This is a genomic window from Accumulibacter sp., from assembly GCF_036625195.1.
Classification (GTDB): domain Bacteria; phylum Pseudomonadota; class Gammaproteobacteria; order Burkholderiales; family Rhodocyclaceae; genus Accumulibacter.
This window is the reverse complement of record NZ_JAZKUG010000001.1, coordinates 2,991,224-3,004,226: the sequence shown is the minus strand read 5'-3', so window position 1 is coordinate 3,004,226 and position 13,003 is coordinate 2,991,224. Positions and strand designations below refer to the sequence as shown.

11 protein-coding genes are annotated in these 13,003 nt (G+C 66.7%); 6 read left to right on the top strand and 5 right to left on the bottom strand.

Annotation, left to right across the window (positions count from 1 at the left end):
- The first annotated feature begins 10 nt into the window (after window positions 1-10).
- On the top strand, window positions 11-5,392 hold the full coding sequence (locus V5B60_RS13340; RefSeq protein WP_332347516.1) for a hybrid sensor histidine kinase/response regulator: 5,382 nt from the start codon (window positions 11-13) through the stop codon (window positions 5,390-5,392).
- Here V5B60_RS13340 and V5B60_RS13335 read toward each other — a convergent pair.
- Window positions 5,358-6,818 carry a cryptochrome/photolyase family protein gene (locus V5B60_RS13335; protein ID WP_332347515.1) on the bottom strand — a complete coding sequence of 487 codons (1,461 nt, stop codon included), beginning with the start codon at window positions 6,816-6,818 and terminating at the stop codon, window positions 5,358-5,360. The two genes, V5B60_RS13340 and V5B60_RS13335, sit on opposite strands and share 35 nt — an antisense overlap.
- A gap of 47 nt (window positions 6,819-6,865) precedes the next feature.
- Between V5B60_RS13335 and V5B60_RS13330 the strand changes: the two genes are divergently transcribed.
- From V5B60_RS13330 to V5B60_RS13310, 5 genes are read left to right on the top strand one after another with little or no spacing between them, the layout of a single operon-like run.
- Complete coding sequence (locus V5B60_RS13330; protein ID WP_332347514.1) at window positions 6,866-7,426, top strand: YqgE/AlgH family protein; 561 nt, start codon at window positions 6,866-6,868, stop codon at window positions 7,424-7,426.
- A complete protein-coding gene (gene ruvX / locus V5B60_RS13325; protein ID WP_332347513.1) occupies window positions 7,419-7,874 on the top strand; it encodes a Holliday junction resolvase RuvX in 456 nt (151 codons plus the stop codon). The genes V5B60_RS13330 and ruvX overlap by 8 nt, the downstream gene beginning before the upstream one ends.
- 18 nt (window positions 7,875-7,892) lie before the next feature.
- The gene (gene pyrR, locus V5B60_RS13320; RefSeq protein ID WP_332347512.1) at window positions 7,893-8,417 is read left to right on the top strand and encodes a bifunctional pyr operon transcriptional regulator/uracil phosphoribosyltransferase PyrR; all 525 of its coding nucleotides are present in this window, start codon (window positions 7,893-7,895) and stop codon (window positions 8,415-8,417) included.
- On the top strand, window positions 8,410-9,369 hold the full coding sequence (locus V5B60_RS13315; protein ID WP_332347511.1) for an aspartate carbamoyltransferase catalytic subunit: 960 nt from the start codon (window positions 8,410-8,412) through the stop codon (window positions 9,367-9,369). Before pyrR ends, V5B60_RS13315 begins: the two co-directional genes overlap by 8 nt.
- A 3-nt stretch (window positions 9,370-9,372) precedes the next feature.
- The gene (locus V5B60_RS13310) at window positions 9,373-10,629 is read left to right on the top strand and encodes a dihydroorotase (protein WP_332347510.1); all 1,257 of its coding nucleotides are present in this window, start codon (window positions 9,373-9,375) and stop codon (window positions 10,627-10,629) included.
- 33 nt (window positions 10,630-10,662) lie between these two features.
- On the opposite strand, the gene V5B60_RS13305 is transcribed toward V5B60_RS13310, so the two are convergent.
- The 4 genes from V5B60_RS13305 to V5B60_RS13290 are packed head-to-tail and all read right to left on the bottom strand — an operon-like array spanning window position 10,663 to window position 12,991.
- Window positions 10,663-10,953 carry a DUF167 domain-containing protein gene (locus tag V5B60_RS13305; RefSeq protein ID WP_332347509.1) on the bottom strand — a complete coding sequence of 97 codons (291 nt, stop codon included), beginning with the start codon at window positions 10,951-10,953 and terminating at the stop codon, window positions 10,663-10,665.
- Between the two features lie 3 nt (window positions 10,954-10,956).
- The gene (locus tag V5B60_RS13300; RefSeq protein WP_332347508.1) at window positions 10,957-11,496 is read right to left on the bottom strand and encodes a YggT family protein; all 540 of its coding nucleotides are present in this window, start codon (window positions 11,494-11,496) and stop codon (window positions 10,957-10,959) included.
- A complete protein-coding gene (gene proC / locus V5B60_RS13295) occupies window positions 11,496-12,311 on the bottom strand; it encodes a pyrroline-5-carboxylate reductase (protein WP_332347507.1) in 816 nt (271 codons plus the stop codon). The genes V5B60_RS13300 and proC overlap by 1 nt, the downstream gene beginning before the upstream one ends.
- Window positions 12,308-12,991, bottom strand: coding sequence for a YggS family pyridoxal phosphate-dependent enzyme (locus V5B60_RS13290; protein WP_332347506.1), 684 nt, complete (start codon window positions 12,989-12,991; stop codon window positions 12,308-12,310). Before V5B60_RS13290 ends, proC begins: the two co-directional genes overlap by 4 nt.
- Window positions 12,992-13,003: the final 12 nt, after the last annotated feature.

The following is a 13,003-nucleotide window of genomic DNA, read 5'->3' as shown; positions in this document are numbered from 1 at the left end:
GCTGCCCCGGATGAATGCCCCGACTGACTTCGACATCGGCCCGCTGACCTGGGTCAAGAGTGAGATCGACCTCGCGCTGGAACGAGCCGAGCAGGCATTGCCAGCGTTCGCTGCCGACGCTGCCGACGCTGCCGACGCTGCCGACGACGAGAGCAATCGCAAGCAGATCAGGTTCTGCCGAACGCACCTGCACCAGGTACAGGGAGCGCTGACGATCGTCGGTCTCGACGGCGTCACACAAGTGGCAGAGGCCATGGAGTTCCTCCTCGAAGCGATGGAGAAGCAGGAACAGCCTGTCGATGCAGCTGCGGTCAGCTTGGTGAATCGATCGCTGACGGCACTCCGCCATTATCTCGACGACCTGATCAGCGGTCAGCCCAACCAGCCGCTGCGACTGCTGCCGCTCTATCGTGAGCTGCAGGAGGCACGTGGTCAGAGCCGGGTCATGGCCAGCGATCTCTTCTTTCCCGACCTGCGCGTCCGACCGCCCGCGCGCAGCACGGCGACGCCGAAGCTCGAACGCAGCGAGTTCGAGCACCGCCTGCGGCAGCAGCGGGCACATTTCCAGCGCGGTCTGCTGGCGTGGCTGCGCGCGCCAAGGGAGCGTGCGGGGATACCCGAGATGCTCAGCGCCGTCAAGCGCATCGAAGCCATCCAGGACCTGCCATCGGCGCGGGCTTTCTGGTGGGTCGCAACGGCTTTCCTGACCGCACTGGGTGAAGGTGGCCTGCCCCCGGATGCCGATGCGAGACAGTTGTGCAGTCGTATCGACCTGCAGACCCGGCGCCTGCTGGAAGGTTCGAGCAACGTCGCTGAACGCCTGATGCGTGACGCGCTGTATTTGGTCGGTCTCGCCCGCAGCAGCCATCGAACGGTGCAGAAGGTCAAGCAGGCATACCGGTTGCCGGCCCTGATGGCGGCTGAGGTCGCGCCGGCACCGGTCGCCGAGGATGCGGTCAGACGTCGTCTGCGCGACGTGATCACCGCCACCGAAGAGGCGTGGAACCGGTTCTCGGCGGGCACCGCTCAGGCCCTGCCCCTCTTCCGTGCCCACGCGGCGACTCTGACAACGGTTGCCGAGGAGGTCGGGCAACCCGACTTCCTGCGCCTGACTCGGGCGATCGCCGAGGTCGCAACCTTCCTCGGGCACTCCCCGGCGCGCCACACCGATGCGCTGGCCATGGAGAACGCAACGGCCATCCTCCTCGCCCAGAATGCGCAGGAGAACCTCCAGTACCTGGGCAGCAGCTTCGCGCACCAGGTGGACGTGATGGCTGCGAGAATTCACGACTGCATCGCTGGTACGCCGCTGCCACCGGAGTCGGAGCTGCCGGCACTCGACGAGATGTCGCGCCAGGCACAGGAAAAGATGCTCGTCGGGCAAGTCGCACGCGAGATCACGAGCAACCTCGCGCAGATCGAACAGGTACTAGACGGCTTTTTCCGCGACGCGGACAAACGAGGGGACCTGGTCCAGCTCGATGCGCCTCTGCGGCAGGTCATCGGTGCGCTGGCGATGATGCGGCACGAGGGCGCCGTTGCCGTTCTCCGTCACTGCACGGCTGAAGTAGCACGCTTCTCCAACCCGGCATACGAGCCGCAACAGACCGACTTCGAGCGGTTGGCCGAGCAGCTGTCGCTGGTCGGTTTCTTCGTCGACGCCATGCAGACAGGGGCCGGGGACTTCGACGCGTTCGTCAGCCGCATGCGTGCAGGAGGCGAACCGGCTGCGATCGAGACCGAGGTGGCAACGGTCGAGCAGGAGGTCGAACAACAGAAGCGCGAGGCGCATGCGCTGCTCGTCGCCCTCAAGGAACAGCCCAGCGACGCCGCACTGCGGCAAGAGGTGGCGCAGAACCTGACAGCGTTGCAGAAGGACGCCGACCTCGTTGCCGACAAGGAACTGGGGCAGCAGGCAAAGCACGTGCTCTCGGCGCTGGCTGCCGGCGGCGACGCCGCGTCACAGATCGACGCCGCGATGGCGACCCTGAAGCCCGAGGTTCCGGTCGCGCCGCCGCCATCGGCAGAAACCATCCAGCTCTCGCAGGCGACGGCGGCAGAGGTCGATGCCGAGTTGCTGGGAATCTTCCTCGAGGAAGCCGACGAAGTCCTGAGCAGCATCCAGGACAACCTGGGCCTGCTGCACAAGGAGCCGCACGACGTCGAGGTCCTGACCGCTCTCCGACGCTCGGTACACACGCTCAAGGGCAGCGGCCGCATGGTCGGGCTGAAGGACTTCGGCGAGGCCGCGTGGTCCGTGGAGCAGGTCCTGAACCTTTGGTTGCGACAGGAACTGGAGGTGACACCGCAGATTCTCGACCTCCTCGGCCAGGCCTATGGAGCGTTTTCCGCCTGGGTCGAGCATCTGAAGACCGGACTTGGCGAAGTACCCGACGTGAGCCGCATGTGCATGCTGGCCGCCGCCCTGCGCGACGGCGACGGGAGCGGACTGGCTGCTGCCGAGGGCCTCGTCCCGACGGCGGGCATCGCCGAACGGCCTGACAGCGAGGTCCCCGAGGCGGCGCCGGCCGTCGCCAGCGGGCCGGCGGCAGCGCCGGATCGTCCCCGCCTGTCGATCGCACCGGCATTGGCCGGCATCTTCCGCGATGAAGCAGCGGGCCACCTCGCCACGCTGCAGCGCGAGTTCTGTCGCCTCGAGGAAGACTTGGCGGCACCATCCAGCCATGAGATGTATCGCGCCGCGCACACCCTCGCCGGCATCGCGGGAACCGTCGGACTGGCAACCATCAAGCACCTTGGACACGCACTGGAACTGGCTCTCGTGCGGCGCAATCATGCCGCAGGTCGCGACAGTCTGGAAGCCTTCGAGACTGTCCGCCAGGCGATTGCCGAACTGGCGCTGATGCTCGCCGACGTCGCCCGCGAGCACGAGCCTGAGCCGATCCCCAGCCTGCTGGCAGCTCTGGATTCGCTGTACCCGGAACTGGCCGTGCCCGAGACCGTCGAAACGGCTGCGACCCCGGACGAGGAACAGACCGCCACAGAACTCGCCCTGGCGATGCCGGCCGTCGTACCGGCAGCAATCGCCCCGCCGGCGGCCGCCACCGAGGCAGAACTGCCGCTCGTGCAGGACGAGTTCGACGAACAGCTGCTGCCACTCTTCATCGAGGAGGCGATCGACCTCAACCAGAGCATCGCCGCACAGCTGCGTGCCTGGCGCAGCAACCCCGCCGATTCCGAACCCATACGCCGGCTCGCACGCCTGTTTCACAGTCTCAAGGGCAGTGCGCGCATGGCCGGTGCGATGAGTCTCGGCAACCTGACGCATGCGATCGAAACGCGCATGAAGGAGGCGCAGGACGCCGGTGCTGCACCGATCGAACTGATCGACGACATCGACAATGCCTTTGACGTGATCGTCCAGGTGGTCGAAAGATTGCAGCGCGGTGAAACGGCCGATACACCGCTCGAGATTTCCGACGCTGCAGCGCTCGAGATGGGCGGCGAAGCGTCCGCCGACACCGCTGCGGTTGAAGTCGAGCCGGCAGTCGCCGGCGTACCCCGCCCCGAGGCACAGGAAGCCGAGGCCGATGCTGCCGCACAGCGGGCGAACCTGCGCGTGCGCGCCGACCTGATCGACCGGCTGGTCAACGAGGCCGGAGAATTGTCGATCGCCCGCCTGCGCATCGAAGGCGAGATGCGCGGCATCAAGGCTTCGCTCCTCGACCTGACCGAGAACGTGATTCGTCTGCGCCGACAGTTGCGCGAGATCGAGATACAGGCCGAGCTGCAGATGCAGTCGCGCACGGCCGTAACCGACGAGCAGCATGCCGACTTCGACCCCCTCGAATTCGACCGCTTCACCCGCTTCCAGGAACTGACCCGGATGATGGCCGAATCGGTGAACGACGTCGCCACCGTGCAGCAGAACCTGCTCAAGAACCTCGACGACGCGAACGCGGCGATCATCGCCCAGGCCCGCCTGAATCGCGAGGTGCAGCAGGAGCTGATGTCGGTGCGCATGGTTCCGTTCGCCAGCATCGCCGATCGTCTGTATCGCATCGTTCGCCAGGCGAGCAAGGACACTGGCAAGCGGGCGAACCTCGAGATCCGCGGCGCGCAGCTCGAACTCGACCGCAGCGTCCTCGACAAGATGCTGGCGCCCCTGGAGCACGTGCTGCGCAATGCCGTGGCGCACGGGCTCGAGGATGCGCCCATGCGTCGCGCCCGGGGCAAGGCGGATATCGGTGAGATCACGCTGACCCTGGTGCAGGAAGGAAACGAGGTCATCCTGTCGATCACCGATGACGGTACCGGCCTCGACCTCGAACGGCTGCGGGAACGGGGCCTGCGCTCGGGTCTTCTGAGCGAGGAGGATGCCGCCGACGCGGAACGGGTGATCGACCTGATCTTTGCCCCCGGCATCTCGACAGCCAGCCAAGTGTCGCAGCTGGCCGGTCGCGGCATCGGCATGGACGTCCTGAAGAGCGAGGTGACGAGCCTCGGTGGTCGCATCGAAGTCCTTTCCAGCGCCGGCCAGGGAACCACCTTCCGGCTCTACCTGCCACTGACGCTGGCCGTCACCAAGGCTCTTCTGGTCCGCTCCGGCGACCGCCAGTACGCCATCCCGGCCGCCATGATCGAGCAGGCGCTCGACCTCAAGGAAAAGAGCCTGGCACGAATCCGCGACGGTCGCCAGGCGGTGTGGACCGGCAACCGCTATCCGTTCAGCTACCTGCCGCATCTTCTCGGCGAACCGCAGGCGCTGCCCGAGAAGCACGTCCAGTACTGGGTCCTGCTGCTGCGCAGCGGCAGCAAGCGCGTCGCACTGCAGGTCGACGAACTGCTCGGCAACCAGGAAATCGTCGTCAAGAACATTGGCGCCCAGCTGGCGCGGGTGATTGGCGTCGATGGCGCCACGGTCCTCGGCAACGGGCAGGTCGTGCTGATCCTGAATCCGATCGCCCTCGCCAGTCGTGACCGCCTGCCACCAGCAGTGTCACCGGTGCCGACGGTGCGACAACCACTGGCTGCCGATCGCAGCACGGCGACGGTCCCGACCGTCATCATCGTTGACGACTCGCTGACCGTGCGCAAGATCACCAGCCGGCTGCTGGCACGCGAGGGTTACCAAGTCTTGACCGCCAAGGACGGCGTCGACGCCCTCGAGCAGATGGTCGCCGTCGTTCCGGATGTGATGCTGGTCGATATCGAGATGCCGCGCATGGATGGTTTCGAGCTGACGCGGAACGTGCGCGCCGACAAGCGGCTGGGATCTGTCCCGATCATCATGATCACCTCACGAACGGCGGAGAAACACCGGCAGTACGCGCTCGAACTCGGCGTCAATCATTATCTGGGCAAGCCTTTCCAGGAGGACGAGCTGTTGCGCCTGGTCAGCGGTCACGTCCAGGAGCTCCGCCACGCTTGACCACGGCGTAGCGCTGCAGCGTCCGGCGCCGGGCGTCGTCGTGGTCAACGATCGGTGCCGGTGTCTGCTGCCCGACGTGAACGCCACATGCAGCCTGCGCCGCCGCGCTCATCCGCCAGGGCGCATGGATGAAGCGATCTGGGACGCTGGCCAGTTCAGGCAAGTAGCGGCGGATGAACCTGCCGCCGGGATCGAAGCGCTCGGATTGCGTGACGGGATTGAAGATCCGGAAGTAGGGCTGCGCGTCGCAGCCGGTCGATGCCGCCCACTGCCAGCCGCCGTTGTTGGCCGCAAGATCGAAGTCATTGAGCTGACGGGCGAAATAGGCCTCGCCCCGGCGCCAGTCGATGCCGAGATCCTTCGTCAGGAACGACGCCACCAGCATCCGTAGGCGGTTGTGCATGTACCCGGTGCGGTTGATCTGGCGCATGCCGGCGTCGACCAGAGGGTAGCCCGTCCGCCCGGCGCACCAGTCGGCGAATGCCTGCTCGGCGGCAGCGCCCTGTTCCCAGGTGATGGCGTCGTACTCCGACCGGAAGGAGCGCTCGACGACATGCGGAAAGCGGTCGAGAATCATGAAGTAGAAGTCGCGCCAGACGAGTTCGGACAGCCAGGTGGCTGCACCCTCGGCCCCCGGCCGCAGGGCGCCGACCGTGACCGCCAGTGCAACGAGCTGCCGCACCGACACGGTTCCGAAACGCAGGTGTACCGAGAGGTAGGACACCCCCTTGACCGCCGGAAAGTCGCGCTGCTGGCGGTAGAGATCCAGGCGCCCGGCGAAATCCTGCAGCCGCTCACGGCCACCGGACATGCCGGGAGCAATTCCCAGTGCTCGCAGCCCGGTTTCACCAAAGCCGAGCTCGGCGAGCGCAGGCACACCAACCGCCAACGGCGATGCCACCAGCCGGCCACCCTGTCGGCCGTGAGGCTGCCAGTCGTCCTCGCTCAGCCGCTTCAGCCAGGCATTGCGGTATGGTGTGAAGACCGTATGCGGTCGCCCGGCCTGGGTCAGGACCTCCTCGCCGTCGAACAGCACCTGGTCCTTGAACAACTCGAAACCGATGCCCTGCGCGCGCAGTGCCATCGCCACCGCTGCGTCACGTTGCTTCGCCTGCGGCTCGTAGTCCCGATTGGCGAACACCGCCGTCACCGCCAGTTCGCGTGCCAGAAGAGGAATCTCCGCACGCGCCCAGCCGTGGCGGACGAGCAGCGCGCCGCCTTGCGCCCGCAGCGCATGGTCGAGCTCGAGCAAGGATTCGCGGATGAACTCGACACGCCGATCAGGCGTGTGGCGCAGCGGATCGAGGATCTCGCAATCGAAGACGAAGGCGCAGTGTACGCGTCTGGCGCGCCGCAGCGCCTCGCACAGCGCTGCATGATCATGATCCCGCAGGTCACGCCGAAACCAGACAAGTATGGAGTCCACCGCCGATTACCTTTGTGTCGGCTGCCAGCGCCGATTAGAATGAGAACATGCAGAGCATCGATCTGACTGATCATTTTCTCATCGCCATGCCAGCGATGGTGGACTCCTATTTCGCCAAATCGCTCGTTTACGTGGCCGAGCACAACCCGCGAGGCGCCCTCGGGCTGATCGTCAACCGACCAATCGACATGAGCCTCGGCAGCCTGCTCGAGCGGATCGAAGTGCCGCTGCAGGCAGAGGGAATCGCCAACCTGCCGGTGTTCTTCGGTGGCCCGGTACAGACCGACCGCGGTTTCGTACTGCACCGACCGATCGGCCACTGGCAGTCCACGCTGGTGGTCAATGAGCATGTCGGTTTGACCAGTTCACGCGACATCCTGCAGGCAGTCGCCCTGCACGGGCAGCCGCGCGACCTCATGGTAACGCTCGGCTATGCGGGCTGGGCCGCCGGCCAGATCGAGCACGAACTGGCGCAGAATGCATGGCTCACGGTACCCGCCGAGCTGCGCATCCTGTTCGAGCTGCCATACGAGGAGCGACTGCCGTCAGCACTCGAACTGCTCGGCGTCAGCCTGACCAACCTCGTCGACGAAGCGGGACATGCCTGACACGGCTGCACGACGGAGGGGCACGGTCCTCGCGTTCGATTTCGGCGAGAAGCGCATCGGCGTGGCGGTTGGCGACTGGCAGCTGCAGCAGGCGCATCCGCTGACGACGATCGATGCCGAAGCGAGCAACACTCGCTTTGCCGCCATCGCCGCACTGATCGCCGAGTGGCAACCGGACAGTCTCGTCGTCGGCCGCCCGCTCGCGCTCGATGGCACATCGCATGCCATGACCGCGCGCTGCACACGCTTCGCCAACCAGCTCCGCGGCCGCTTCGGCCTCGCCGTCGAGCACGCCGACGAACGGCTGACCTCGGCGGACGCCGCCGCGCGCCTGCGCGCAGCTGGACACGGCGCCCGCCAAGCACGGCGGCACCTCGATGCCCTCGCCGCCCAACTGATCCTGCAGGACCATTTCGACGCCGCGACGCGCGATCGTCTGGCCTGCTGAGCGACCGCGGAAACACAGATGAACGCCGAGAAGACAAGCAATACCGTCGCATTACCCGACGCCGAAGCGCTTTGCGTTCAACTCGCCGAGCTGATCCGACCGCAGCTGCAACCGGAAACGGTCCTGGTCGGCATCCACAGCGGCGGCGCCTGGGTTGCCCAGCGCCTGCACACGCTGCTCGGTCTGGATCGCGAAATCGGCCTGATCGACGTCTCCTTCTACCGTGACGATTACGGTGCCCGCGGTCTGCATCCGCGGGTGCAGCCGAGCTCGATCCCGTTCGACGTCGAGGGCCGCAGGCTGATCCTGGTGGACGACGTCCTGTACACCGGCCGCACGACCCGCGCTGCAATCAACGAGTTGTTCGATTATGGCCGCCCGGCAATGATCCAGCTCGCCGTCCTGGCCGATCGTGGTCGCCGCCAGCTCCCCATCTGCGCCGACTTCTGCCCGTGGCGAGTCGATCTCGACCCGTCCTCCGAACTGGTTCTCTCACAGGACGACAACGGAGGGCTGCAGTGGAGCCTCGACGAGCATGCGTAATCCCCAACTCAACGCCAACGGCGCGCTGACCCACCTGCTGTCGATCGAGGGCCTGCCGCGCGAGGTGATCACGCACATTCTCGACACCGCCTCCAGCTTCCTCAAGGTGTCGCATCGCGAAGTCAAGAAGGTCCCCCTGTTGCGTGGAAAGAGCGTCTTCAACGTCTTCTTCGAGAACTCGACGCGCACACGCACCACCTTCGAGATCGCTGCCAAGCGCCTTTCGGCAGATGTCATCAATCTCGACGTCACCCGCTCATCGACCGCAAAAGGCGAAACCCTCCTCGACACGGTCGACAACCTGGTCGCCATGCACGCCGACATGTTCGTCGTCCGGCATGCGGCGAGCGGCGCCCCGCACCTCATCGCCGACCACCTGCGCCGCCTCGGGCGCGAGGACGTACACGTCGTCAACGCCGGCGACGGGCGCCACGCCCATCCGACGCAAGGCCTTCTCGACATGTACACCATCCGTCACTACAAGCAGGAGTTCACCAACCTCGTGGTGGCGATCGTCGGCGACATCCTGCACTCACGCGTGGCCCGCTCGGACATTCACGCCCTGACCACGCTCGGTGCTGCCGAGGTGCGCGCGGTCGGCCCGCAGACGCTGCTGCCGACCGCTATCGAGAAGATGGGGGTGCGCGTCTGTCACGACCTGCGCAGCGCCATCCGCGATTGCGATGTGGTGATCATGCTCCGCCTGCAGAACGAACGGATGAACGGTGCCCTGCTGCCGTCGGCGCGCGAATACTTCCACTGCTACGGGCTGACACCGGCGGTCCTGGCGCTCGCGCGCCCGGATGCCATCGTGATGCATCCGGGACCGATGAATCGCGGCGTCGAGATCGACTCCGACGTCGCCGACGGACGACAGGCAGTGATCCTGCCACAGGTGACTTTCGGCATCGCCGTGCGCATGGCCGTGATGGGCATTCTGGCGGGGAACTGAGGCATGGACGAGGAAGCGCTGCACATCTGCAACGGTCGTCTGATCGATCCCGCCAACGGGGTGGACGCACCACTCGACCTGTTCATCGCCGGCGGTCGCGTCGCAGCGATCGGTCAGCCACCACCAGGCTTCACGGCGCAGCGCGTCATCGACGCCGGCGGCCTGATCGTCTGCCCGGGACTGGTCGATCTGTCGGCGCGCCTGGGCGCCATCGAGCCCGAATTGGCGGCGGCCGTCGCCGGTGGCGTCACCTCGCTCGCCTGCCCGCCCGACAGCAAACCGCCGCTCGACGAACCGGGGCTGGTCGAACGACTGGTCAGGCGCAGCGCCACCGTCGGTCTGGCGCGCGTCCATCCGATCGGCGCCCTGACCGAGCAACTCGCCGGCGAGCGACTTGCCGAGATGAACAGCCTCGCGCGTGCCGGCTGCATTGCCTTCTCGCAGGCCAAACGGGCGATCGTCGACACGCAGCTCCTGTTGCGGGCCATGCAGTATGCAGCCACCTTTGGCTATGCCGTTCGCTTGCGCCCACAGGATGACTTTCTTGCCCGCGACGGCGTCGCGCACGATGGTGAAGTCGCGTCGCGGCTTGGCCTGACCGGCATCCCGGTGGTCGCCGAAAGCATCGCCACCGCAACCGCCCTGCAACTGGCGGCGCATACCGGCGTTCGACTGCACCTGTCCCGCCTCTCGTCGGCGGCAGCGATCGGGCTCGTGCGGGCGGCCAGGGACACCGGCATGCGGGTCAGCTGCGACGTCGCGGTGCACCACCTGCATCTGTCGGAGATGGACATCGGCTTTTTCGACAGCAACGCACGCTTCGACCCGCCGCTGCGTTCGGCGAGCGACCGCGACGCGCTGCGCAGCGCGGTCGCCGACGGGCTGGCGGCGATCTGTTCCGACCACACGCCGGTCGATGCGGACGGCAAGCAGCTGCCGTTCGCCGAGGCCCTGCCCGGTGCGACCGCCGTCGAACTGCTGCTGCCGTTGACCCTGCTCTGGGCCAAGCAGTCCCGGCTGCCGCTGCTGCAGGCCCTCGCCCGCATCACGTCGGACGCAGCGGCGATCCTCGGCATCGCGGCGGGGTCCCTTGCCGTCGGCGAAGCGGCCGACGTCTGCCTCTTCGATCCCGACGAATCCTGGCGCATCACCCCCGAAACCTTGCGCAGTCAGGGCAAGCACACGCCCTATCTCGGCTATGAGCTCAGCGGCCGTGTCCGCCTGACACTGGTCGGCGGCAAGGTCGTCTTCGAGGGCTGAGACGGCCCCGCCAAGCGCCCGCCGCCAGCGCTCTCATTCGCCGCACAGGCGCAGCACGGCGTCGGCCGGTGCTCCGGCGACCAGCAACAGCTTGCGCCGCGACCTCTCGCCGCTGCGGATCGCCACCGCCGACCGTGGCACGTCGAGCCGTTGTGCGATCAGGTCGACCAGGGCCGCATTCGCGCGACCATCGACGGCCGCTGCCGCGAGACGAACCTTCAGTGCATCACCGTGCTCACCGACCACCTCGGTGCGTTTCGCCCCGGGTTGAACATGCAGCGTCAGGCTCAGCGTTCCCGCGACCTGCCGCGCCCATTGGCCCACGAGCTAGAGGAACATCAGGAGCAACTGCGCGAGGACGATGGCGACCAGCGGCGACAGGTCGACGCCGCCAATCGTCGGCAACAGGCGCTGGATCGGACGCAGGACCGGCCGGGTCAATTGTGATACCGGCTGCCCCAGCGGCGAATACGGGCTGATCCACGACAGCACCGCCTGCAGCAGCAGCGCCGCGATCAGCAGGTAAATGGCAAGACGCAGCGTCGCCAGCAAACCATACCAGAAGACGAGCGGCAGCCACGCCCCGACGGCAGCGCCGTCAAGGCCCCCACGCAGGATGAACACCGCCGACGCATAGACGACCTGCAGCAGGCATGCCGGCAACAGGCTTGCCAGATCCAGGCCGTAGAATCCGGGCAGGGCCCGGCGCAGCGGCCTGACGAGCCAGTTGGTCAGCGCGACGACGAAAGTGCCAAGCTGATTGTTGAAGGACACCCGGCAGGCCTGCATGAAGAAACGCAGCAGCAGCGCGACGGTCAGGAACGACACCAGCGCATCGAGCAGGAAGAGGCCGGCAGCGACGATCATCAGCCATCCTGGCCGAGCAGCTCACCAAGCTCGCGGCCGCGCGAGTTGGCGGCAAGAACGCCGGCGATGAACCCTTCCTTGACACAGCGCTGCTCCATCGTCCGCAGCGCCGCTTCGGTCGTGCCACCCTTCGAAGTCACCCGCTCGCGCAGCACACACGCCGCCTCGTCCGACTGGGCCGCGAGTCGTGCGGCGCCGAGAACCGTATCGATCGACAACTGCCTCGCCTGTGCGGGCGTCAGGCCAAGATCTCCGGCTGCCTGCTGCAGCGCCTCGATGAACAGGAAGACATAGGCCGGCCCACTTCCCGAGATGGCGGTCACTGCGTCCATCTTCTCCTCATCGGCAATCCAGAGCGTGCTGCCGACGGCCTGCAGGATCCGTTCTGCGCCAAGCCGCTCGGCCATCGAGACGGCTGCCATGGCACACAAGCCGGTCACGCCGGCGCCGATCAGGGCCGGCGTGTTGGGCATCGCGCGCACGATCCTGCCATAGCCCCCGAGCCAACGCGACACATCCGCCAGACGCAGACCGGCGGCGATGCTGATGACCAGTTGTTGCCTGAGGAACGGCAGCAGCGGCGGACAGGCCTCGCGCATCTGCTGCGGCTTCACCGACAGCAGAAGGGCGTCGCAGTCGAGCGCCGCCGCACTGGCAGCCTCATAGCAGCGCACGCCGTAGGCCACGCGCAGCCGCGCCCGTCCTTGCGCACCGAGCTCGATGACCGCGATGTCCGAAGCAGCAAAGCCGGTCTTCACCAGCCCGCCGATCAGCGCATTGGCCATGTTGCCACCACCAAGGAAAGTGATCTTCATCGTCTCTCACCAAAAATCGCCGTACCCACGCGCAGCAATGTCGCACCTTCCGCTATGGCCGCCTCGAGATCGTGCGACATGCCCATCGACAGCGAATCGAGCACCAATCCATCGGCTTGCAAACGCTGCAAAAGTTCCCGCAGGCGACGAAAGGAGGAGCGTTGTGCCGCGAAGTCGCTGCTTGCTTCCGGAATCGCCATCAGGCCGCGCAGGCGGAGTCGCGGCAGCGCCGCCACCGCCTGCGCGAGAGCCGGCACAGCCGACGGCGGAGCACCTGCCTTGCTCGCCTCGCCACTGATGTTCACCTGCAGGCAGACCGACAGCTCGCGCATCGTCGCCGGACGCTGCGCGGCAAGCCTTTGGGCGATGCGCAGCGAATCGACGGAGTGCACCCAGTCGAAGGATTCTGCCACCAGACGGGACTTGTTGGCCTGCAGCGCGCCGATGAAATGCCACTCGATCTCCAGGTCGCGCAGTTCATCGATCTTGCCCACCGCTTCCTGCACGTAGCTCTCGCCGAAGGCCTTCTGGCCGGCGGCAGCCAGCTCGCGCAGCGCCGCTGCCGGCCAGGTCTTGCTCACGGCGAGCAGCCGGATGGCAGCCGGCTCGCGGCCGTAAAGCCGCGCCGCGTGGGCGATTCGGGCGCGGACGGCTTGCAGCTTGGCGGGAAGTGTGGTCATAATCGGGCGTCG

Excerpts from the sequence above, each read along its gene's own strand:
- V5B60_RS13340 (WP_332347516.1), top strand. The coding sequence starts at position 11 with ATGAATGCCCCGACTGACTTCGACATCGGCCCGCTGACCTGGGTCAAG.
- V5B60_RS13330 (WP_332347514.1), top strand. The coding sequence starts at position 6,866 with ATGCAGAGCATCGATCTGACTGATCATTTTCTCATCGCCATGCCAGCG.
- ruvX (WP_332347513.1), top strand. The coding sequence starts at position 7,419 with ATGCCTGACACGGCTGCACGACGGAGGGGCACGGTCCTCGCGTTCGAT.
- pyrR (WP_332347512.1), top strand. The coding sequence starts at position 7,893 with ATGAACGCCGAGAAGACAAGCAATACCGTCGCATTACCCGACGCCGAA.
- V5B60_RS13315 (WP_332347511.1), top strand. The coding sequence starts at position 8,410 with ATGCGTAATCCCCAACTCAACGCCAACGGCGCGCTGACCCACCTGCTG.
- V5B60_RS13310 (WP_332347510.1), top strand. The coding sequence starts at position 9,373 with ATGGACGAGGAAGCGCTGCACATCTGCAACGGTCGTCTGATCGATCCC.
- V5B60_RS13300 (WP_332347508.1), bottom strand. The coding sequence starts at position 11,496 with ATGATCGTCGCTGCCGGCCTCTTCCTGCTCGATGCGCTGGTGTCGTTC.
- proC (WP_332347507.1), bottom strand. The coding sequence starts at position 12,311 with ATGAAGATCACTTTCCTTGGTGGTGGCAACATGGCCAATGCGCTGATC.
- V5B60_RS13290 (WP_332347506.1), bottom strand. The coding sequence starts at position 12,991 with ATGACCACACTTCCCGCCAAGCTGCAAGCCGTCCGCGCCCGAATCGCC.